General features: G+C 66.0%; 19 protein-coding genes and 1 pseudogene. 9 read left to right on the plus strand and 11 right to left on the minus strand.

Annotation, left to right across the window (positions count from 1 at the left end; genetic code table 11):
• Nucleotides 1–95 precede the first annotated feature (95 nt).
• The gene (locus tag WA965_RS27015) at nt 96–2,390 is read right to left on the minus strand and encodes a molybdopterin-dependent oxidoreductase (protein WP_526296199.1); all 2,295 of its coding nucleotides are present in this window, start codon (nt 2,388–2,390) and stop codon (nt 96–98) included.
• A 108-nt stretch (nt 2,391–2,498) separates the two neighbouring features.
• Between WA965_RS27015 and WA965_RS27020 the strand changes: the two genes are divergently transcribed.
• Both WA965_RS27020 and WA965_RS27025 read left to right on the plus strand, forming a co-directional pair.
• Nucleotides 2,499–3,671: an acyl-CoA dehydrogenase family protein gene (locus tag WA965_RS27020; RefSeq protein ID WP_526296201.1), complete on the plus strand. Its 1,173-nt coding sequence runs from the start codon at nt 2,499–2,501 to the stop codon at nt 3,669–3,671.
• A 195-nt stretch (nt 3,672–3,866) separates the two neighbouring features.
• Entirely contained in the window at nt 3,867–5,963 is a 2,097-nt protein-coding gene (locus WA965_RS27025) for an LGFP repeat-containing protein (RefSeq protein ID WP_526296203.1), read from the plus strand.
• Between the two features lie 14 nt (nt 5,964–5,977).
• Here the strand turns inward: WA965_RS27025 and lexA are convergent, their stop codons facing one another.
• Complete coding sequence (gene lexA, locus WA965_RS27030) at nt 5,978–6,676, minus strand: transcriptional repressor LexA (RefSeq protein WP_526296205.1); 699 nt, start codon at nt 6,674–6,676, stop codon at nt 5,978–5,980.
• A gap of 190 nt (nt 6,677–6,866) precedes the next feature.
• Between lexA and WA965_RS27035 the strand changes: the two genes are divergently transcribed.
• Both WA965_RS27035 and nrdR read left to right on the plus strand, forming a co-directional pair.
• Complete coding sequence (locus WA965_RS27035; protein ID WP_526296207.1) at nt 6,867–7,346, plus strand: LysM peptidoglycan-binding domain-containing protein; 480 nt, start codon at nt 6,867–6,869, stop codon at nt 7,344–7,346.
• Nucleotides 7,347–7,509: 163 nt separating this feature from the next.
• On the plus strand, nt 7,510–7,992 hold the full coding sequence (gene nrdR, locus WA965_RS27040) for a transcriptional regulator NrdR (RefSeq protein ID WP_526296208.1): 483 nt from the start codon (nt 7,510–7,512) through the stop codon (nt 7,990–7,992).
• Here the strand turns inward: nrdR and WA965_RS27045 are convergent.
• From WA965_RS27045 to sthA, 4 genes are all read right to left on the minus strand, one after another.
• On the minus strand, nt 7,980–8,666 hold the full coding sequence (locus tag WA965_RS27045) for a PhzF family protein (protein WP_526296210.1): 687 nt from the start codon (nt 8,664–8,666) through the stop codon (nt 7,980–7,982). The two genes, nrdR and WA965_RS27045, sit on opposite strands and share 13 nt — an antisense overlap.
• A 59-nt stretch (nt 8,667–8,725) precedes the next feature.
• Nucleotides 8,726–9,748 (minus strand): alpha/beta fold hydrolase, encoded by a 1,023-nt coding sequence (locus WA965_RS27050; protein ID WP_178358564.1) that lies wholly within the window; start codon nt 9,746–9,748, stop codon nt 8,726–8,728.
• Nucleotides 9,749–9,806: 58 nt separating this feature from the next.
• Nucleotides 9,807–10,805, minus strand: a complete 999-nt coding sequence (locus WA965_RS27055) for a proteasome assembly chaperone family protein (RefSeq protein WP_178358563.1) — start codon at nt 10,803–10,805, stop codon at nt 9,807–9,809.
• Nucleotides 10,806–11,010: 205 nt separating this feature from the next.
• Nucleotides 11,011–12,426, minus strand: a complete 1,416-nt coding sequence (sthA, locus tag WA965_RS27060) for a Si-specific NAD(P)(+) transhydrogenase (RefSeq protein WP_178358561.1) — start codon at nt 12,424–12,426, stop codon at nt 11,011–11,013.
• Nucleotides 12,427–12,601: 175 nt separating this feature from the next.
• Between sthA and WA965_RS27065 the strand changes: the two genes are divergently transcribed.
• Nucleotides 12,602–13,654, plus strand: coding sequence for a DUF4192 family protein (locus WA965_RS27065; protein ID WP_526296213.1), 1,053 nt, complete (start codon nt 12,602–12,604; stop codon nt 13,652–13,654).
• 5 nt (nt 13,655–13,659) lie between these two features.
• On the opposite strand, the gene WA965_RS27070 is transcribed toward WA965_RS27065, so the two are convergent.
• The 3 genes from WA965_RS27070 to WA965_RS27080 form a co-directional block, all read right to left on the minus strand.
• Nucleotides 13,660–14,352: an iron-dependent transcriptional repressor DtxR gene (locus WA965_RS27070; RefSeq protein ID WP_526296215.1), complete on the minus strand. Its 693-nt coding sequence runs from the start codon at nt 14,350–14,352 to the stop codon at nt 13,660–13,662.
• A gap of 136 nt (nt 14,353–14,488) precedes the next feature.
• Nucleotides 14,489–15,448, minus strand: coding sequence for a sigma-70 family RNA polymerase sigma factor (locus WA965_RS27075; RefSeq protein ID WP_526296217.1), 960 nt, complete (start codon nt 15,446–15,448; stop codon nt 14,489–14,491).
• A 147-nt stretch (nt 15,449–15,595) separates the two neighbouring features.
• The gene (locus tag WA965_RS27080) at nt 15,596–16,036 is read right to left on the minus strand and encodes a DUF3099 domain-containing protein (RefSeq protein WP_526296219.1); all 441 of its coding nucleotides are present in this window, start codon (nt 16,034–16,036) and stop codon (nt 15,596–15,598) included.
• Between the two features lie 59 nt (nt 16,037–16,095).
• Between WA965_RS27080 and WA965_RS27085 the strand changes: the two genes are divergently transcribed.
• Nucleotides 16,096–16,332, plus strand: coding sequence for a DUF3039 domain-containing protein (locus WA965_RS27085; protein WP_526296221.1), 237 nt, complete (start codon nt 16,096–16,098; stop codon nt 16,330–16,332).
• On the opposite strand, the gene WA965_RS27090 is transcribed toward WA965_RS27085, so the two are convergent.
• Together WA965_RS27090 and WA965_RS27095 are read right to left on the minus strand one after the other, a co-directional pair.
• The gene (locus WA965_RS27090; protein WP_526296223.1) at nt 16,322–17,302 is read right to left on the minus strand and encodes a YhjD/YihY/BrkB family envelope integrity protein; all 981 of its coding nucleotides are present in this window, start codon (nt 17,300–17,302) and stop codon (nt 16,322–16,324) included. The genes WA965_RS27085 and WA965_RS27090 overlap by 11 nt on opposite strands.
• Before the next feature lie 27 nt (nt 17,303–17,329).
• Nucleotides 17,330–17,521, minus strand: a complete 192-nt coding sequence (locus tag WA965_RS27095) for a DUF7455 domain-containing protein (RefSeq protein ID WP_137147806.1) — start codon at nt 17,519–17,521, stop codon at nt 17,330–17,332.
• A 133-nt stretch (nt 17,522–17,654) separates the two neighbouring features.
• Here WA965_RS27095 and WA965_RS27100 point away from each other — a divergent pair, with 133 nt between their 5' ends.
• The 3 genes and pseudogenes from WA965_RS27100 to WA965_RS27110 form a co-directional block, all read left to right on the plus strand.
• Nucleotides 17,655–18,026 (plus strand): DUF952 domain-containing protein, encoded by a 372-nt coding sequence (locus tag WA965_RS27100; protein ID WP_526296225.1) that lies wholly within the window; start codon nt 17,655–17,657, stop codon nt 18,024–18,026.
• Nucleotides 18,027–18,073: 47 nt separating this feature from the next.
• Nucleotides 18,074–18,856: a hypothetical protein gene (locus WA965_RS27105; protein ID WP_526296227.1), complete on the plus strand. Its 783-nt coding sequence runs from the start codon at nt 18,074–18,076 to the stop codon at nt 18,854–18,856.
• A 283-nt stretch (nt 18,857–19,139) separates the two neighbouring features.
• Nucleotides 19,140–19,537, plus strand: a pseudogene (locus WA965_RS27110) (hypothetical protein); the annotation flags it as partial.

Here is a 19,537-nt window from a genome sequence, read left to right on the forward strand (position 1 = left end):
GGGGTGCCGGCGGCGCCGGCGGTGGAAACCGGCGGCGCGGCTCACGCGGTGCCGGAGCCCGCGGGCACGCTCGTACGACGCCGTAGGCGGCGCGACTACCTGATCACCGGTGGCTCATGAGCACGCACCGGTGGCGGTGGGCCGGTGAACTTCACGACCTCCACCAGCACATGTGCGCCGGTGCATCCGCGGGCCAGTGAGGATGTGCCCACATCGTCGGTGAGCACGTTGGGGTTGCCGTGGACGCACATGGCGTCCGGGTCGGCCGGGTCCACCGGATCGAACCAGGCTCCGGTGGACAGCTGTACGACTCGAGGCCGCACCCCGGGGTCGAGCACCACTCCGGCCAGGCATGCCCCGCGGTCATTGAACACCCGCACGACATCGCCACCGACCACTCCACGCACCCGCGCATCCGACGGATTCATCCGGATCGGTTCCCGGCCCTGGACTTTCGACTGTTGGCTGGCCGCGCCACCGTCGAGTTGGCTGTGCAGCCTGCTCGCAGGCTGATTCGCGATCAGGTGCAACGGATAATCGGCTGCGCGGGGCCCGCCGAGCCATTCGGTCGGTTCGAACCATGAGGGGTGCCCCCGGCAATCGTCATAGCCGAAGGCGTCGATGGTGGCGGAGAAGATCTCGATCAGGCCACTGGGGGTGCCGAGTCGGTGCGTCGCCGGGTCGGACCGGAAATCGGCCAGCAGTGTCAGCCCATCGTCAGTCGGCAGCCGCAGCCGGCCGGTCCGCCAGAAGTCGTCGAACGTGGGAACGTCGAAATCCAGTGACGTCGACCATGTTCGGTAGAGGTGGGCCAGCCATTCCCGGGTCGTGCGTCCCTCGGTGAACGCCTCCTCGAAGCCCAGGTTGCGCGCCAAGGCGGCGAAAGTCTGATAGTCGTCGCGCGATTGCGCATAGGGCTCAGTCATTCTCGGCATCGCCATCAGGATCGGGTCGTTCTTGGACCCGGAGAAGTCCTCCCGCTCGAGGAATGTGGTCGACGGGACCACGATGTCGGCGTGTTTGGCCATCGCGGTCCAGTACGGTTCGTGAACCACCACGGTGTCGGGGCGCCTCAGCGCCCGCCGTAATCGGGGGATGTTCTGATGGTGGTGGAACGGGTTACCCCCGGCCCAGTAGACAAGTCTGATGTCGGGATACACGAGCCGGATCCCGTTGTAGTCGAACATCTCTCCGGGATGCAGCAGCATCTCGCTGACCGCGGCGACGGGGATGAACGACGAGACCGGGTTGACGCCCTGCGGTAGCCGCGGCAGCCCGCATCGCAGGGGTGGCAGTCCCGGCTCGTTCATCGACCCGTATCCGTGGCCGAATCCGCCTCCGGGAAGGCCGATCTGGCCGAGCATCGCGGCCAACGTCAGTCCCATCCACGGCGCCTGTTCGCCGTGCCGGGTCCGCTGCAGTGACCAACTGACGGTGACGATGGTGCGCGCGGCTGCCATCCGGCGTGCCAGCACCGTCAACTCCTCTGCGGACAATCCGCAGATCGACGCGGCCCACTGCGGTGACTTCGGAACGCCGTCGTCGATTCCGAGAAGATAGCGCTCGAAGCGCTCGTAGCCAACGCAGTAGGTCGCCAGGAAATGGCGGTCGGTCAGGGATTCGGAGGCCAGAACATGCGCCAGGGCGAGCATGATCGCCACGTCCGTCCCGGGCACCGCGGCATACCAGTCACACGGGCCGTCGACGTCGTCGCGCAGCGGGGAGAACGACACGATCTGACCGCCGCGTTCCCGCAACCGGCGCAGTGCATCCCGGGCCGGGTGGGCGGTCGTGCCGCCGTGATTGACACCGGTGTTCTTCAGCGCCATCCCGCCGAAACACACCATGAGATCGGTGTGTTCGACGATGACGTCCCACTGGGTGGAGCGTTTGAACAGGTCGTCGTGGGTGCCCACCACCCGGGGCATGATCACCCCGGTCGCGCCCAGGCTGTAGGAGTGACGCGAGAACGTGTACCCGCCAAGGCAGTTCAGGAATCGATGTACCTGGCTCTGAGCGTGGTGGAAGCGGCCGGCGCTGGCCCAACCGTACGAACCGCCGTAGATCGCCTCGTTGCCGTGGGTTTGCACGACGCGGCGCAGTTCACCGGCCAGCAGGTCGGTGAGTTCGTCCCAGGACACGGCGACGAACTCGTCGGCGCCGCGTCGATCGCTGGGGCCCGGTCCGCCCTCGAGCCAGCCGCGGCGGACCGCAGGCGTGGTGACCCGCGATCGGTGCCGGACGGACCCGGGGAGGTTGCCCAGCGCAGGAGAGGGATCGGCGTCGCCGTGCAGCGGTGTCACCGACGCGACGTCACCGGAATCGACGGTCGCGGTGAACGCGCCCCAGTGCGTCAGGCTGGTCAGAGCGGGTGGGACGGGCGAGACCATGGTGGCGAGTTTATGACGGTCGGCTGACGCACCGGTGGCTCGACCAACCACCCGGTTGGATGGGGTACTTTGGCGGTAACAGCCCGTACCAACCACGGAGGGACGCCCATGGGGGCCGAAGCCAAACCCGTCATCGCCTACGAGCGCACCCTGTTCGAACCCGAGCACGAGATGTTCCGCGACTCCTTCCGCTCGTTCCTCGAACGGCACGTCGCGCCGTTCCACGAGGCGTGGGAGAAGGACAAGATCGTCGATCGCGGTGTCTGGCTCGAAGCCGGTAAGCAGGGCTTTCTGGGCATGGCGGTGCCCGAGGAGTACGGCGGCGGCGGAGTCGCGGACTTCCGCTACAACACCATCGTGACCGAGGAAGTGACCGCGGGCCGGTACAGCGGGCTGGGCTTCAGCCTGCACAACGACGTCACCGCGCCCTATCTGATCAGACTGGGCACCGAGGAGCAGAAGCAGCGCTGGCTGCCCGGATTCTGCAGCGGCGAGCTCATCAGCGCGATCGCCATGACCGAGCCCGGCACCGGCAGCGACCTGCAGGGCATCAAGACGCGAGCGGTCAAGGACGGCGATCACTACATCCTCAACGGCTCCAAGACCTTCATCACCAACGGAATTCACGCCGATCTGGTGATCGTGGTGGCCCAGACCGACCCGGAGAAGGGCGCGCTGGGATTCTCGCTGCTGATGGTCGAGCGAGGAATGGCGGGCTTCGAGCGCGGCCGCCATCTCGACAAGCTCGGCCTGGATGCCCAGGACACCGCCGAATTGTCCTTCACCGACGTCAGGGTGCCCGCAGAGAACCTGCTCGGCGAAGAGGGCCAGGGGTTCGTCTACCTGATGCAGAACCTGCCGCAGGAGCGGATCTCCATCGCCATCATGGCGGCCGCCGCGATGGAGGAGGTGCTGACGCAGACCGTCGAATATGCCAGGGAGCGCAAGGCATTCGGAAAGCCGATCGGCAGCTTTCAGAACAGCCGCTTCCTGCTGGCCGAGTTGGCCACCGAGGCAACCGTCGTCCGCATGATGGTCGACGAGTACATCCGCTTGCACCTCGACGACCGCTTGACCGTCGAACAGGCTGCCATGGCCAAGTGGTATTCGACGGAGAAGCAGGTTCATTTGATCGATCGATGCCTGCAATTGCACGGCGGTTACGGGTACATGCGCGAATATCCGGTGGCGCGCGCATATCTCGATGCCCGGGTACAGACCATCTACGGGGGGACATCCGAAATCATGAAGGAAATCATCGGCCGGAGCCTCGGCGTATAAACACAGGCAGCCGACGGGGCTCTCGAACAGTGGTCGATGACTTCATATTCTTTCCGTTGAATCGGCGAGGTTCCTTGGTAATCGACGTCCACTGACGCAAAGTGAACGCACGCGGTACTTTCGCAGGACTTTTCGAAGTCAGGTTTCGAAGAGATCTGTTGAAGGAAACTTTGTCGCCGACCGCGGGGAGGACGAATGATCCGGCAGCCGATGCTGCGCTTACGTGTGGTCGGTCGCGCGACGATCGGGGTGTTGGGGGTCGCTGCGGCGCTCCTGCTCGCTCCCGTCGCGGCGGCGCAGCCTGAGGTCGAGGCGAACGACGCGATCACCGCTGCTTGGCAGGCCAATGGTGGTGACGCCGGTCCGCTGGGCCCCAAGTCAGGCGACGTCTATCCGGCCGGCGCGGGCTTCGCGCAGAACTTCGCCTCCGGCAAGATGTTCTTCACGCCGGCAACGGGTGCCCGGTTCATGCAGGGCGCGATTCTCGAGAAGTACGAAGCCCTCGGTGGCCCCGCGGACAGCGATCTGGGCTTCCCCGAGATCGACGAGGGGCCCGGCCGCGCCCCGAACAGCCGGAACAGCACGTTCGACGCGGCGGACAATCCGGTGATCTTCTGGACACCCGACACGGGTGCCCGGGTGGTTCGCGGGCCGATCAACGCGGCGTGGGACAGGCTCGGCGGGTCGTCCGGGGTGCTCGGCGTGCCTGCGGAAGATCCGACCTACGACGGCGCGGTGGTGACCCAGGTGTTCACCGGCGGTGAGCTCTCCTACGACTCGCGGGCCAAGACGTTCACGACGGTTCCGCCCGACCTCGCGGGCCAGCTGACGGACCTGGCCGTTCCTGACGATCCGGTGTCGGCGATCAACGCCGCACGCCGGGCTGCGGGAGGACCGCTGGGGCCTCTCGGTGCCGCAGAGGGGGAGCCGTACCCGATCGGGGCCGACGGTCTCGGTCAGGATTTTGTCAACGGCAAGATCTTCTACAGTCCTCAGACCGGGGCGAACGTCGTGACCGGTCAGGTGCTGGCCAAGTACGAGAGTGTCGGCGGCCCGGAAGGTGACCTCGGCTTCCCGGTCACCAGCGAGGTCGACGGCGGGGTCGCTCCCGCGAGCCGGATGAGTACCTTCGCCGCCGACGACAAGCCGGTGATCTTCTGGACTCCCGACCACGGTGCGGTGATCGTCCGCGGCCCGATGGCCGCCGCGTGGGAGAAGCTCGGCGGCGCCACCGGCGAGATGGGTGCCCCCGTGGCAGATCAGACCGACAACGGCGGGGTGATCACTCAGCGTTTCAGCGGTGGAGCCATCTCGTGGAACTCGGATACGAAGCGGTTCAGCACAGAACCCGCCAATCTCGCGTCGCAGTTGGCCGACCTCGAGGTCCCCGAACAACAAGCGCCACAGTCGACCACGCCGGCGTCGAACACCGACGCCGAGGGGATGCAGTGGACATGGTGGTGGCTGCTCGCAGTCATCCCGGTGTTGTTGCTGGCGGGTCTGGTGGCCTTCGCGGTCATGCGCAACCGCAGACGTGGTGGCGACGACGATGACCTGTTCGGTCCGCCGGCCGGTGGTGCGGGCGATGACGGTCCGGGCTACGAGCCGGCCCTGACGGCCACAGGTCGTCAGGATGAGGACGGTCGCGAGGACACCCTGTTCGGTGATCGTTATGCACGAGAGGGGCTGGGATCGCTGTCTTCCGGGGTCCCGGCGGCGCCGACTGCGTCCGACGAGCTTCCTCCTGCTCCGCTGAGCTTCTGGGGTGCGCCGGTGCCGGCCGAGACATCAGCCGAGACGGATGAGGACGATTTCGACGACCTTGCCCTGGAGCAGGACGACCCGGACTCGGTGGATACCGCACCGACACGAGTCCCGACGGCCACCGACATGGCCTTCTCGGAAAGCGCCGAGGTCCCAGAGGATCAGACCGACATGACATCCGGCGAGGACGGGCTGGTCGAGTCCGAACCGGAGAGTCTGGTCGAGTCCGAACCGGAGCGTATTGCCGCGTTCGAACCGGAGCCTTTCGCTGCGTTCGACCGAGACCCGTTGACCGACACCGGCCGCCACGCCCGGATCGATTTTGACGAACCGGCACCCTCGGCCACGGCGCTACGACTGCCGCTTGATGATCCACACGAAATCCCCGATGGCTATCCGATCAAAGCCGACACCGCTTCGGGCCTGTACTGGGTGCCGGATAGTGCCGACTACGACGAGGCCCCCGTCGAGATCTGGTTTGCCAGTGAGGAAATGGCGCGCACGAACGGATTCGTGCGCGGGGACTAGCGTCCGGGATTCCGTCAGATCTTGCGGATGACGGTGACGACCTTGCCCAGGATCGCGGCGTCGTTGCCGGGGATCGGGTCGAACGCGGGGTTGTGAGGCATCAGCCACACCTGGCCGCGCGTTCGCTTGAACGTCTTCACGGTGGCCTCCCCGTCGATCAGCGCCGCGACGATGTCGCCGTTGTCGGCGACGTTCTGCTGTCTGACGACCACCCAGTCGCCGTCGCAGATCGCTGCGTCGACCATCGATTCGCCGACCACTTTGAGCAGGAAAAGCGACCCTTCGCCGACGAGTTCGCGCGGTAGCGGGAACACATCTTCGATGGCCTCCTCGGCCAGGATGGGACCGCCGGCCGCGATGCGCCCGAGAACGGGGACGAACGTCGGTTCCGGCAACGCGTCCGAGCCGGCGACCTCCGTGGTCACGATGGGTGCGCCACCCTCCTCGGGGCTGCGCACGTCCACCGCGCGGGGACGGTTCGGGTCGCGTCGGAGAAACCCTTTGCGCTCGAGCGTCCGCAGTTGGTGTGCGACCGACGATGTGGAGGTCAACCCGACCGCATCTCCGATCTCCCTGATGCTCGGCGGGTATCCGCGGGTCGTCACCGATGCGCGGATGACGTCGAGAATCGTGCGCTGACGGTCGGTGAGTCCTGATTCGCGGTCACGCCGTGCGTCGATGATGGCCGTGGTGTCGCTGCTGTCATCGCTCATGAGGCCGAATGTAACGCGGACGGCAGCAAGAATCAAACATGTGTTCGACGCGTGTCGGTCCGGGGAGACATGTCGGTGGCTTGCTCTAGCGTTCGCAACAGTTCGATCACATGTTCTATCCATCGAACACATGATCGAGTACCGTTCGAACACAAGAGCGAACAACCAGCCGGACCGAAAGGGCAGACAGATGACCATCCTCCACACTCGCGAGGCCTGGACCGCGTTCGATGACGACTTCCGGCGTGTCGACCGCCGGTGCGCGGTGGTCGAGGGCGGGCGCACTCGACCGGCAGACGCCTCGCGCCGGGTGCGACCCGGCGGCGCTGCGGTCCGCTACCGGGGTACCGGGGTGCTCGTATCCCGGGCATCACATCGTCGGCGCCCGATCACCCCGGCGACCACCGTGATTCTGGCGCTCATCGCCGGCGCGATCACCCTGTGGCTGGGGCTGGTCGCACAGTTGGGCGGTGTGGTCGGTAGCGAGGCCGAGATCCCCGGCCGCCTGGCGGTGGTGCAGGTGAAGTCAGGGGAGTCGCTACAGCACATCGCCCAGCGGGTAGCGCCCGATGCGCCCGTCGGAGATGTCGTCGAGCGGATCCGCGAACTGAACGAACTCAAGACCGCGTCGCTGGCCGCGGGGCAGACGCTCATCGCGCCCGTCGGCTGAACAATGGCTGCCCAGCTGCCAAACGCCCCGCTGTCCAAGCATTCTGAGGAATCGTGAGGTGAGGTACGCGCCAATCGGACCGGCGTTGAGCCACCCGTGGGCAGCGCAGGTACGCTCGAAGACGTTCGAGGCGGTTCTCTGTCGGTGCGGCGAAGGAGCGGTGATGCACTGTCCGTTCTGCCGTAATCCCGATTCTCGTGTGGTTGATTCCCGCGAGACCGATGAGGGCCAGGCGATCCGCCGACGTCGGTCGTGCCCCGAGTGCGGGCGTCGATTCACGACCGTCGAGACCGCGGTTCTGGCTGTGGTGAAACGCAGCGGGGTGACCGAGCCGTTCAGCCGGGAGAAGGTCATCAAGGGTGTCCGGCGGTCCTGCCAGGGCCGACAGGTCGACGACGACGCGCTCAACCTGCTCGCCCAGCAGGTCGAGGACGCGGTGCGGGCGACCGGCTCTCCGGAAGTGCCCAGTCACGAAGTGGGTCTGGCGATTCTCGGACCCCTGCGTGACCTCGACGAAGTGGCCTACCTGCGGTTCGCGTCGGTGTACCGCTCGTTCTCGTCAGCTGAGGACTTCGAACGCGAGATTCAGGCGTTGCGTGCTCACCGCGAGGCACCGGTCGAGGGCGAGCCCGCTCAGTCGATCTGACGCGTTCCGTCGTCGGCGACCCGCCCCGCCACCTGCACCCAGCCCTCAGCAGACCAGGTGGTCTGGATGATCGATCCCTGTCCCTGCACGATGGTGAGGTCGCGACTGAGGTGCTCGGTGATGCGGACCGCTGCGGCGCCGGTCGCCTCATCCTCGCGAATCCCGAGGTGCGGGGCGAACATCCTCGATCTGATCGTGTCCGCCGATTCGTCCAGCCAGCTCCACAGGTAGAGCTCGACCTCGTCAGGGTAGTCGTCCGGGTCCGCGGCGAACAGCTCGTCGACGCTGTCGAGTTGGTAGATCGAGAAGTCCGGCGCCCACTCGGCGCGGGCGCTGACCGACGTCAGGTCTCCGGAGTACTTGACCTGCACGATGCCTGCGGGAACCTGCAACGTTTTCACCGGTGTGCCCCTGTGGTCGAGCCACCAGGACGCACCCACCGTCGGGTGCCCGGCGAAGGGCAGTTCCGTGGTGGGCGTGTGGATGTGAGCGTGTGCGGTGTGTGTTCCCGCTTCGGGGAGGGTGACGAATATCGTTTCGCTGTAGCCTAATTCGGCGGCGATGCGCTGCCGATCCGCGGGGTCGACGGTGGCTGCGTCCACCACACCCAGAGGGTTGCCGAATCTGCCGTCCCGGTCGGTGAACACGCGCAGCACTGTCACGTCGATGGCCATGGTGCCGATGCTACGTGTGGGCACAGCCGCCGGCCGAGAAAACCGCTGCCGTGGGGTTGCTAGGTTGCGCTGCGCTCGTCGGCGCCCATGGCGTCCAGCACCGCGACCCGCGTGTCCACCGGGCCTGAGATCGCGCCCTCCCGGATCCCCGCCCGCAGCAGACCGCGAAGGTAATCCTGGTCGTAGACCGCAGGTTCGGTGGAGTCGATGAACTTCTGCACGATCTCGACGAATCGGTCCGGGTCGTCGTGGAACGGGAAGTGCCCGGAGCCTTCGAAGATCTCCAGCTGCGAGCCCGGCATCGCCGCGTGCGCCATCTCCGCGTGGCTGACCGGGATGACCGAATCGCTGCCGCCCCAGATCAGTTGCACCGGAACGGATTGGGTCAGATAACAGCGATCGAGCATGGTCACCACCTGGCCGCGCCAATCGACCACCGCGCGCAGTGTTCGCGCAAACGCGGACGACGCCGTCGGTTCGGGAAGGTCGGCCAGGATGCGCAGCATGTCGGGGATGTCGCGGCCCACTCCGGTTGTCCCGAACAGCGCGCCACCCATCCGGCCGATGACCTGCAAGGCGGGCAGCACCAGGGGGAGTCGTAGCAGGGCGAGCGCCTCGCTGCCCAGCGGCAGAGACGCGATCCGCAGTGCCACGTTGACTTCCTTGGTGACCCCGCCCGCCCCGACGAGGATGAGTCGGTCTACCAGTTGCGGGAATTGGTAGGCGAACTGCATGGCGACGCCGCCGCCGAGAGAGTGGCCGACCACCGTGGCGCTGTCGATGTCCAGGACGCTGAGCAGATCACGCAGTCCGTTGGCGTAGGCGGCAACGGAGTAGTCGGCGCGCGGTTTGTCGGACTTGCCGTGGCCGAGTAGGTCGGGCGCGATGACGGTGAACCGCTGCGCGAGCTTGGCCTGCACAGTGTCCCAGGTGGTGGAGTTGTCACCGATGCCGTGGATCAACACGATGGCCGGACCCGAGCCGGCCACCCGGAACGCCCGGCGGTAGCCGTGGATCGTTCGGTACTCCAGGGTGGGAGTGAGTTCCCGCACGGTACGCAGGTTCGGTTTGCGTTCGGTCATCACACAAACCCGGGGGTCACGGTCATATCGCCCACTTCGTCGTCGGGACGGATAGCAGCTACTTCGGCCAGGGCCGATCGGTGGGATCGTCCCCGTCTTTCCTGTCGTCGTCACCGGCCTGTTGGGCGAGGAAACGCTCGAACTCGGCGCCGAGCTCGTCACCGCTGGGCAGATCCTCGTCGTGCGCCAGAAGCGACCGGTTCTCCTGAGCGGCAACGAACGCATCGTACTGGCGCTCCAGAGCCTCCACCACTTGAGCGACCTCCGGGCTCGCCGCCACCTGCTCGTTGATCTTGTCGTGGACCTCGGCAGCGGACTGCGCGAGCGCGGCCGTCGGGATCTGCAGCGACCCGCTCCTGGCAACCTCCGACAGCAGCGTCTCGGCGGCCGACGGATAGTCGGTCTGGGCCAGGTAGTGCGGGATGTGCACGGTGAAACCGACGACCTCGTGGCCGTGCTGGGCCATCCGGAACTCCAGCAGGTTCGACACGCTGCCGGGGACCTGTACCTCACCGACCCACGGCTGGTGGTCGGTGATGAGCTCCTTGTCGTTGGAGTGTGCGGTCAGGGTGATCGGCCGGGTGTGTGGCACCGCCATCGGAATGGCACCCAGGCCGATGACGCGGCGCACCCCGAGTCGCTCGGTCAGCAGTCGGACGGCGGTGATGAAGCGCTCCCACCGCAGGTCCGGCTCGAGGCCGGCGAGCAGCAGGAACGGCGTCCCGACGCTGTCGTGCAGCGCGTAGAGATTCAGTTCGGGCTCGTCGTAGTGGGTGAAGTGGTCGGTCTTGAACGTCATCAGTGGCCGACGGGACCGGTAGTCGAGCAGCTCATCGATCGCGAATGACGCCACCAACTCGGTGTCGAGGGTGTTCTTGAGGTGCTCGGCAGCCAGCTTGATCGCTCGGCCGGCGTCGGAGAAGCCCTCGAGTGCATGGATCAACACCGGGCCACGGCCGTCGGCAGCGGCGAGCTGCGGAGCGGGGAACTCGAGTTCGTACATGCCGGTCTGCTCAGGTTGGTACTGCTGACCAGGTTCGTCTGGGCTTTCAGCCATCTCTCGCCTCCTCTTCGCGGTGCGCCGCAACAGTGATGTCGTCGGCACCGTGAACTTCTAGTGTCTCGCACCTGGGGATCTCCGCCACGGCGGTATGCCCGGCGTCACCCATTTGTTCGAACGCGAACACCTCGATGTGACATTCCATGCGACCGCGTCGGCGCCGTCGTGCTGTGGCGAAGCGCCATCGTGACGCGGAGAAGCCTCAGGAACGGAACTGGTGCAGCGCGCGCAGCTTGTTCATCACGTCCAGCGCTGCGACCTTGTAGGCCTCCGAGAACGTGGGGTAGTTGAACACGGCGTCGACGAGGTATTCGACGGTGCCGCCGCAGCCCATCACAGCCTGGCCGATGTGCACCATCTCGGTGGCGTTGGTGCCGAAGATGTGGACGCCCAGCAGGCGCAGATCCTCGGTCGAAACCAGCAGTTTGAGCATTCCGTAGGAGTCGCCGGCGATCTGGCCGCGCGCCAGCTCACGATAGCGGGACACTCCGACCTCGTAGGGCACCGACTCCTTGGTCAGATCCACCTCGGTGGCACCGACGTAGGACACCTCGGGAATCGAGTAGATGCCGATGGGCTGGAGTTCGGTCATGCCCTTACACGGCTCGCCGAACGCGTGATAGGCGGCCAACCTACCCTGGTCCATCGACGTCGCGGCCAGGGCGGGGAAGCCGATCACATCGCCGACGGCGTAGATGTGGTCGACCTTGGTCTGATAGTTGTCGTCGACGAAGATCCGGCCCCGGTTGTCGGCTTCCAGACCGGCGTTCGGGAGATCGAGGTGCTCGGTCTGGCCCTGACGGCCCGCCGAGTACATCACGGTCTCGGCGGGGATCTGCTTGCCGCTGGCCAACGTCGTGACGGTGCCGGACGCGCCGACGTCGACTGCGGTGACCTCCTCGCCGAACCGGAACGTCACGGCCTGGTCGCGCAGGTGGAACTTCAGTGCCTCGATGATCTCCGGATCGCAGAACTCCAACATGTTGCTGCGCTTCTCGACGACGGTGACCTTGGTGCCGAGCGCGGCGAACATCGACGCGTACTCGATGCCGATGACGCCTGCGCCGACCACGACCATCGAGCCGGGAATGGTCTTGAGGTCGAGGATTCCGTCGGAGTCCAGGACCCGATCCTCGTCGAACTCCACGCCGGAGGGACGGGCGGGCTTGGTGCCGGTGGCGATCACGATGTGGCGGCCGCTCACGGTGACACGTTCGGCGCGGTTGGGATCGTCGACGTGGATGGTGTGCTCGTCGAGGAACCGGGCGTGACCGACATAGAGTTCGATCCGGTTGCGCATCAGCTGCGAGCGCACGACGTCGATCTCCTTGCCGATGACGTGCTGCGTGCGCGCGAGAAGGTCGGCGGGGGTGATCTTGTCCTTGACGCGGTAGCTGGCGCCGTAGAGCTCGCGCTGATTCATTCCGGTGAGGTAGACGACGGCTTCGCGCAGCGTCTTCGACGGGATCGTGCCGGTGTTGACGCACACCCCGCCCAGCATCAGCCCACGCTCGATCACAGCCACGGACTTGCCGAGCTTCGCCGCGGCGATGGCCGCCTTCTGCCCGCCCGGTCCGGACCCGATCACAACGAGGTCGTATTCCTGTGTGGAACCCATGGCACACACATCTACGCCCGTTGACCCCGACTCCCATGACACCGATGTCAACTCCAGGTGAACAGCTGCCGGAGGGCTGTGGCCATTCATCCCCAATGGCGATTCCATCCACAGTTCAGGGCCGGCGGATCGGCGTCGGGGGCAACTCGTCGGCAGCTGTTGCGAGGTTTGCGTCATGCCCACCACACATCGCCCCGATTCCCCACTCGACCGACCCGGCGAGCTGATCGCCGCGCTACCCGCTGTGCTCGGCTTCGTGCCCGAGAAGTCGCTGGTGCTCGTCACCGCTGCCCACGGCGAGATGGGCGCCGTCATGCGGGCCGATCTCTGCGCAGAGGTGGATGGCGACTCGCTCGGCCATTTCGCAGGGTTGGCGGCTGCGTCCGGAGCCGAGGTCGCGATCGCGGTGATCGTCGACGGCGAGGGCGCCGCGTGCCGGATGTGTGCCGACGAATATCGCGATCTGGCCCACGACCTGGCCGTCGAACTCGCGAGGTGGGATGTCGAACTTCTCGCCGCGCACGTGGTCGACAAGGTCGCGGCAGGCGGGCGATGGTATTGCGCTGACGGCTGCGGGAGTTCCGGTGTGGTCGAGGATCCGGCGGCGTCCCCGATCGCGGTGGCGGCGGTGCTCGACGGCCGCCGCCTCTACACGCGCCGCTCCGAACTCGTCGCGGTCGTCGCACCCACCGATCCCGACCGCAGCGCTGCGCTGGCGGGGGCGATCGGACAAGTCGGGGAGGTCGCAGCCGATCGTCCGGATTCGCAGGCGCGAAGTGACATCGAGCACGCGTTCGCGTGCGCTGAGCAGATCGGAGCGGGTGGTCCGCTCGACGATGACCAGTTGGCCCGCTTGGCGCTGTCGCTGACGGATCCGAGGGTGCGCGACACCCTCTACGCGCTCGCCGTCGGCGAACACGCGGGAGCGGCCGAGTCTCTCTGGGCTGATCTGGCGCGCCGCCTACCGGAACCGTGGCGGGTGGAAGCGCTTGTGTTGTTGGCGTTTTCAGCGTATGCGCGCGGTGATGGACCGCTTGCGGGCATATCGCTGGAGGCGGCGCTGCGATGTGCACCGTGGCACCGGATGGCCGGCATGCTCGACTCCGCGCTGCAGTCGGGGATGCGTCCCGAGCGGGTCCGAGAGCTGGCGCGTACCGGCTATCGACTCGCCGAACAGCTCGGTGTGCGGCTGCCGCCGAGGCAGCGGTTCGGCCGCCGGGCGGGGTAGCCCGGTCAGACCTTCTCGACCTTGACGGTGTGGGCCATCTCGTGCGGCAGCTCGACCTGCTCGTGGCCGGGGATGACGATCACGACGCCGCCGTGGTTGTTCACCTCGACCGTCACACGCGCATTGGGCACCACACCGGCTTCCTTGAGCCTGGCGATCAGATCCGCGTCGCCCTGGACGTGCTCGGTCAGCTGGCGCACCACCACCGCGACCGGCATACCGGCGGGCAGCTCGGTCAGCCGGACGAGGTTGATGGTCTCGTTGATCAGCTGATCGCCGTATCCGAGCTCTGACAGCCCGGGGATCGGATTTCCGAACGGGGACGTGGTGGGGTTGTTGAGGACCTGGACGAGCCGGCGCTCGACGTCCTCGCTCATCACGTGTTCCCAGCGGCAGGCCTCGGCGTGCACTTCTTCCCACGGCAGCCCGATGACATCCACCAGGAGTCGCTCGGCCAGACGGTGCTTACGCATCACCGAGACCGCCAGTGACCTGCCTTTGTCGGTGAGTTCGAGGTGACGGTCTCCCGCCACGTGCAGCAGCCCGTCGCGCTCCATCCGCGACACGGTCTGACTGACGGTGGGTCCACTCTGATCGAGACGTTCCGCGATCCGCGCCCGCAGCGGGATGACGCCCTCTTCCTCGAGGTCGTAAATGGTTCGCAGGTACATCTCGGTGGTATCGACCAGATCGTTCATTCGCACACCCTCCGTCTGACGTGAGTCTACCGGTCTGCCCGGGTGAACAGCGGTGCTTCATCGGGCGACACGGGCCACACCCCATGCGCCAGAAAGCCCGCCGGGTGGACCGGCGGGCTTTCTGCTCGGGATCGGCTCAGCTGGCGTAGGACCGCAACCGGTCGGCACGCTCACCGTTGCGCAGCTTCGACATGACCTCGCGCTCGATCTGGCGGACGCGCTCCCGGGACAGCCCGAACAGCTTGCCGATCTGATCCAGCGTGCGGGGCTGGCCGTCGTCGAGGCCGAAACGCAGCCGGATGACCTGCTGTTCGCGCTCGTCGAGAGTGGTCAGCACGTAACGGATGTCGGTGTGCAACAGTTCGGAGATCACTGCGTTCTCCGCCGACATCGCGTTCTCGTCCTCGATGAAGTCGCCCAGCGGCGCTTCTTCGTCGCTGCCGACAGGCATGTCCAGGCTCACCGGGTCGCGGCTGTGCGACAGCAGATCGGCGATCTTCTCGGCGGGGATGCCCGATTCCTCGGCCAGTTCCTCGTCGGTTGCGTCACGGCCCATGCTCTGGTGCATCTCCCGCTTGATCCGCGCGAGCTTGTTGACTTGCTCGACCAAGTGGACGGGAAGGCGGATGGTACGACTCTGGTCGGCCATGCCGCGGGTGATCGCCTGCCGGATCCACCACGTCGCGTAGGTGGAGAACTTGAATCCCTTGGCGTAGTCGAATTTCTCCATCGCCCGGATCAGTCCCAGGTTGCCCTCCTGGATCAGGTCCAGCAGTGGCATCCCGCGACCGGTGTACCGCTTGGCCAGCGACACCACCAACCGCAGGTTGGCTTCGAGAAGGTGACGCCGCGCTGCCTCACCGTCACGGACGATGGCGGCGAGATCACGTTTCCGGTTGTCGCCCAAGCGCTTACGGGTGGCGAGCAAATGCTGCGCGTAGAGGCCGGCCTCGATGCGCTTGGCCAGGTCGACCTCGTCGGCTGCAGTGAGCAACGCGGTCTTGCCGATGCCGTTCAAATACACGCGCACAAGGTCCGCTGCGGGGCTCTGAGCATCCAGATCCTGGTCACTGCGAGTGCTGGCGGCGTTTGCCATTACGGCCTCCTGATCGGGTCGAGCGTTCACGAGTTACAACGCTCTGTTCCCGGAAAGAGTTCCCGCCCGACCTTCGATTCACACCTCCTGAGCTGCGCTTTTCGCAGCCAGACCTGAGAATGTGCTGAGAAGTGCGCCGAAAGATGCTCAGCGGGGAACGTCGCCGCCGAGATCATCGGTGTCGTGCTGCGGATCGTCGGCGTCCGGCGGCGGCGGTGCGGCCTGCGGGCCGTAGATCGCGGGCCGCTCCGCCGTCGGAAACAGCGGGATCCGTCCTCGCGATTCGTAGCGACGGGGTTCCTCGGCGCGACGAGGCGGCCGGTCGTTGGCGATCAGAACCGCCATCCACGGCAACGGAATCGACACCACGATGATCGCCAGCGAGATCAGGCCGTTCTGCCAGATGCCGTACGCCACCGCGGCCAGGATGAGTGCCGGGATGCGAATAGACATCAGAGCGAGGTACTTCCGTACCCGCCGGCGGTGCTGTTCCTCGTACGCGACGGCGGCTCGGGTGATGAGAACCGGCCGACCTTCGTCGTCGAAACTCAGCTCTTGGCCTTGTTTCATCTCTCCACTGTTCCACATCGCAGCCCGGGCGCAGCCGTCACGTTTCTTACCGATCCATTGCGAGGCAGAATGAGGTGATGCAGACCCAGACGATCGAGCGCACCGAGACCGACGAACGTGTCGATGACGGGACCGACGACGACACCCCGAAGTTCTTTCACTACGTCAAAAAGGACAAGATCGCCGAGAGCGCCGTCATAGGCACCCACGTCGTCGCGTTGTGCGGCGAGGTGTTCCCGGTGACTCGGTCGGCCAAGCCGGGTTCGCCGGTGTGCCCCGACTGCAAGAAGATCTACGAGCAGCTCAAGAAGTAGCCGCATCGGCGTCGGTCGACTCCGCGGCACGCGCTCGGCCGCCGCCGTTGAGCGAATCTGCTTTCGACGCCAGCCACCAGCGGAAGCGTTTGGCGTGGGTGTCCGGAGCGGGCCACTCCTCCTCGATCGCGGCGTTCAACTCGGCGCCGAACATGATCGCGAAACCGAGGAAGAACGCGAACAGCAGGAACGCGATCGGAGTGGCCAGTGCGCCGTAGGTGTAGCCCGTGCTGGTGATCCACGTCAGGTACACCCGTAGCGCCCAGGTCGCCACCAGGAAGACCACCGCGGCCAGCACGGACCCGCACAGCAGGCGGTGCGTGGGCAACGGCTTGGGCAGCGACACGCGGTAGAGCAGGTTCACCGCCACCACCAGCGCGAGGAACAGCACCGGGTAATAGCCGTACCGCAGGATGTGGTCCCAGCTGTCGGGGATGAACTCGGCGATCTTGCGTGGCCCGAGGGCGAGGAAGGGTGCAGTCACGATGGCGCCGAACAGCATCACCACGTACAGGCCCAGCGCGAAGAACCGCTGACGCACCGGATGCCGTAAGAGCGTCTGACCGTGCGCCTCGGTGATCGAGTCGACAAACGCCGAGATGGCCGACGACCCCGCCCACAGTGAGATCACGAACCCGAGCGACACCACTTCACCGCGGGCGCCCTGGACGATGTCACGCACCGTGGGGTCGATGATCTCGCTGACCACATTGGGGGAGAAGAACCGCGCTGCCGTGCTGACCAACTGGCTCTGAATCACCGGAAGTGTGTCCGGACCGAAAAGCGGGGCCACGTAGGCCAGGCTGCCCAGCATCCCCAGCAAAAGCGGAGGAAGTGAGAGCGCGCACCAGAAAGCAGCCTGAGCCGACTCCGAGAAGATCGAGTCGTCCCAACTCTTCGCCAAGGTACGACCGGTGATGCGGCGAAGGTGGTGACGTGACGGCCGTGGCCGCAGCGACTGGTCAGTCATGACCAGTCCAGCATTGCCGATTGGCGGCTATGGCTCCAACTGGCTGACTTCGATGACCGCCGCGAGTTCGACGAGCTTCGCCTCGTGCTCATTGGCGTGGTGCTGGCAGAACAGCAGTTCGGCACCCGAAGGAAGCTTGGCACGCACGCGTGCCGCCGCGCCGCACCGGTCGCATCGATCAGCCTTGGTCAATTCTGGACTGGTGAGCGTTGCGGTCATGGCACCTCCATAGGGTGTAGCGACGTTCTTCATACTCTGTCAGACGCTTGGGGTTTCAGCCTTGTTCCCCGGGGGTTTGCGGGTGTGTCGTGTCTCACGAACCTCTGTGTTGCGACCGATTGGGGCTGGCGGTATGGATTCGACGTCGAACACGTCCGGCGACGTGCTCGTACATCTGTGTTCGGTCGAGGAGTGGCGGGACGCCTCGGACTCCGGTGAGTTGCGGCCTGACTCACTCGACCAGACGGGTTTTGTGCATCTGTCCCGACCGGAACAAGTTCATCTGCCTGCCAACCGACTGTACGCGGGCCGCACCGACATGATGTTGCTACGCATCGATGCCGCACGGCTCTCCTCTCCGCTTCGCTGGGAGCCGGGGGTTGCCACGGATCCTGCTGGCATGGTGTTCCCGCATTTGTACGGACCCCTACCGGTGGCGGCTGTGATTCGTGTCACTCCGTACCTGCCGACCAGCGACGGGAGCTTTGCGCCGGACCAAGGCTGATGACGGCGGTCGCGGTTCCTGGCGTGTGGCTCAATACACTCTGTCGCGTGGGGATACTCCTGGGGTTCGCGCCGTGGATCATCTACTGGGTTCTGGTGGGGAACGTGCCGTTCGTCGCGGCGGTGCTGGTGGCGTTTGCGGTTGCGATCGCCGCGTTCGTCATCGCCCGTGCAAGTGGATCCCCCGGACGAACGCTCGAGATCGGCGCCGTTGCGACGTTCCTACTTCTGACCGTGCTGACATTCTCGGTGAGCCAGGGGTTCATGGAGCGGTGGATCCAGCCGCTCAGCACGGCGGGAATCTTCCTGGTGGCGTTGGTCAGCGCGCTGATCGGTAAACCGTTCGTGCGGGACTTCGCCGTCGTCGGTCAGCCCAAGGAAGTCGTCGAGAGCGAGGCGTTCGCGCGTATCACCTCGCTGCTGACCTGGATCTGGATCGCTGCGTTCGGCGGCATGACGGTGTCGTCGGCCATTCCGCCGATCGTGCAGGGCGACGCGACGATTCTGGACACGCGCACCCCGCTGTCCTTCATCTGTTACTGGATGGTGCCGTTCGCGCTGCTCGGAACTGCCGCGCTGTTGACCCGGGTCCTGCCCGAACGAATGACGCCGCCGGCCGAGGAACTCGTCCGCAAGACCACCTTCGTCACGTTCGCCGAAGCGGAAATCGACCAGTTGATCTATCTGGCCACCGAACACGCCAACCGCGAGGTCGGACCCGGCAAGGAAGCTTTCGACATCAGAATCGGCAGCAAAGGCGTTCCGCTGGTCGGGGACGAGACCCGGGAATCGTGGCCGTCGACGTACAAGGTGCGCGAGCGCAAGCGCTGACCACCCCGCGCCGGGCGCGTTCGGTCGCGGCATTCCCATTGGTGTTTGCGGTTTCTGCACCGCCGGTGTCCTCGGCGTCGTTGTGCGACCCGCTGCGGGGTAATTGCGAAGACGGGCCGTCGTCTTCCATACCCTGACGCTCGACTTTCCGAGCCGGAACTTGTTGTCGGCTAACTTCGTGTCGACACGACCGGCCATGGGGCGCGGGGGAATTGACAGCCATGGCGATTTGCCATGCTAGATTCCGGCGATTCCATGAAGCGAGCAGATCGGGGGACTGCGCATGGCTAGACGCCGTCGCATCGGACACGACATGACGAACCGCTGGTTGACTGCCGGCGCGAGCGGTGCGGCAGCGGTCGGCATCGGAGTGCTCCTGACCACGCAGCCGGCGACGACGGTTCGCCCGGTCGAGCTGGCCTCGTTCGACTCGCTTCTCGCTCCGGCAAGTCCGCGTTTCTCCGATGAGCCGTGGTGGGTCTCGTCGACGGGCAATCGTGCCGGCAACCCGGAAGTCGGTTCGGTGGCCGCGATTCCGATGGTCGGCCCCGGTGGCTGGCTGATCGGAGACGGCGCCGACGCCGCCGCGGATTGTCTGGCTGCGGCGTGCAAGGGCGGCAGCGGCGGACTGTTGTTCGGCAACGGCGGTGCCGGTGCCAACGGTGGCAAGGGCGGCAACGG

The sequence above is a fragment of the Mycobacterium sp. genome (genome assembly GCF_049683935.1).
Lineage (GTDB): Bacteria > Actinomycetota > Actinomycetes > Mycobacteriales > Mycobacteriaceae > Mycobacterium.

What these genes read in the sequence shown, in the direction of transcription:
- WA965_RS27075 (WP_526296217.1), bottom strand. Translation starts at nt 15,448, where the DNA reads ATGGCAAACGCCGCCAGCACTCGCAGTGACCAGGATCTGGATGCTCAG.
- WA965_RS27095 (WP_137147806.1), bottom strand. Translation starts at nt 17,521, where the DNA reads ATGACCGCAACGCTCACCAGTCCAGAATTGACCAAGGCTGATCGATGC.
- nrdR (WP_526296208.1), top strand. Translation starts at nt 7,510, where the DNA reads ATGCACTGTCCGTTCTGCCGTAATCCCGATTCTCGTGTGGTTGATTCC.
- lexA (WP_526296205.1), bottom strand. Translation starts at nt 6,676, where the DNA reads ATGAGCGATGACAGCAGCGACACCACGGCCATCATCGACGCACGGCGT.
- WA965_RS27025 (WP_526296203.1), top strand. Translation starts at nt 3,867, where the DNA reads ATGATCCGGCAGCCGATGCTGCGCTTACGTGTGGTCGGTCGCGCGACG.
- WA965_RS27070 (WP_526296215.1), bottom strand. Translation starts at nt 14,352, where the DNA reads ATGAACGATCTGGTCGATACCACCGAGATGTACCTGCGAACCATTTAC.
- WA965_RS27045 (WP_526296210.1), bottom strand. Translation starts at nt 8,666, where the DNA reads ATGGCCATCGACGTGACAGTGCTGCGCGTGTTCACCGACCGGGACGGC.
- sthA (WP_178358561.1), bottom strand. Translation starts at nt 12,426, where the DNA reads ATGGGTTCCACACAGGAATACGACCTCGTTGTGATCGGGTCCGGACCG.
- WA965_RS27050 (WP_178358564.1), bottom strand. Translation starts at nt 9,748, where the DNA reads ATGACCGAACGCAAACCGAACCTGCGTACCGTGCGGGAACTCACTCCC.
- WA965_RS27035 (WP_526296207.1), top strand. Translation starts at nt 6,867, where the DNA reads ATGACCATCCTCCACACTCGCGAGGCCTGGACCGCGTTCGATGACGAC.
- WA965_RS27020 (WP_526296201.1), top strand. Translation starts at nt 2,499, where the DNA reads ATGGGGGCCGAAGCCAAACCCGTCATCGCCTACGAGCGCACCCTGTTC.
- WA965_RS27080 (WP_526296219.1), bottom strand. Translation starts at nt 16,036, where the DNA reads ATGTGGAACAGTGGAGAGATGAAACAAGGCCAAGAGCTGAGTTTCGAC.
- WA965_RS27090 (WP_526296223.1), bottom strand. Translation starts at nt 17,302, where the DNA reads ATGACTGACCAGTCGCTGCGGCCACGGCCGTCACGTCACCACCTTCGC.
- WA965_RS27085 (WP_526296221.1), top strand. Translation starts at nt 16,096, where the DNA reads ATGCAGACCCAGACGATCGAGCGCACCGAGACCGACGAACGTGTCGAT.
- WA965_RS27055 (WP_178358563.1), bottom strand. Translation starts at nt 10,805, where the DNA reads ATGGCTGAAAGCCCAGACGAACCTGGTCAGCAGTACCAACCTGAGCAG.
- WA965_RS27100 (WP_526296225.1), top strand. Translation starts at nt 17,655, where the DNA reads ATGGATTCGACGTCGAACACGTCCGGCGACGTGCTCGTACATCTGTGT.
- WA965_RS27015 (WP_526296199.1), bottom strand. Translation starts at nt 2,390, where the DNA reads ATGGTCTCGCCCGTCCCACCCGCTCTGACCAGCCTGACGCACTGGGGC.
- WA965_RS27065 (WP_526296213.1), top strand. Translation starts at nt 12,602, where the DNA reads ATGCCCACCACACATCGCCCCGATTCCCCACTCGACCGACCCGGCGAG.